Origin of the sequence: Morganella sp. HMSC11D09 (assembly GCF_001807955.1) — a bacterium.
GTDB classification, from domain to species: Bacteria; Pseudomonadota; Gammaproteobacteria; order Enterobacterales; family Enterobacteriaceae; genus Morganella; species Morganella morganii.
On sequence record NZ_KV791651.1, the window covers coordinates 1 to 536 of the forward strand.

Here is a 536-nt window from a genome sequence, read left to right on the forward strand (position 1 = left end):
GCGACAAACAAAAATTACGAAGTGGTCAGCGATAAGCCTAACTTCGCTACCGTCAGTAAGCTGCTGAATGTTGTCACTGTAACCGGTGTCGCCGCCGGTACCGCGAATATTACAGTCACATCGGAAGATGGCAGTAAGACGGCGAAATGTGTCGTTACAGTCACTGCGGCCTAAATATTACAAAGGGCATCTCCGGGTGCCCTTGATAATGTTCAGGAGGATATATGACACCGCGTTTAGAATACGGCGAGATGGTGATATCCACTGCCGAAAATGATTACCTGTTCCGCCCGTCGCTGGATGCCATGACGCGAATCGGTGAGCCTAAAGAGATTGTGAGTGCGTTTACGCGATTAAATGGCGCAGAGGTACAACAAATTATAGCGTCTGCTGTAGACGCTTACGGAGTGGTTCCTGAATGGCTGATTGCACTGTTAAATAAACCGGTTTACGGGCGCAGCATTTTATCGACAGCAATGGACGTGATGCAGGCATGTTGTGACGATGACTGTTCTGAGGTTATCGGTGAATGGCGG

Annotated in this window: 2 protein-coding genes; both read left to right on the forward strand. The window is 49.1% G+C overall.

Features of this window, described 5'->3' with window-relative positions; translation table 11 throughout:
* Positions 1 to 174: Ig-like domain-containing protein (locus tag HMPREF3119_RS19595; RefSeq protein ID WP_246829229.1), on the forward strand; the 174-nt coding region annotated here is incomplete at its 5' end.
* Positions 175 to 224: 50 nt separating this feature from the next.
* The coding region (locus tag HMPREF3119_RS02000) for a DUF6246 family protein (RefSeq protein WP_246829228.1) at positions 225 to 536 on the forward strand (312 nt) is incomplete at its 3' end.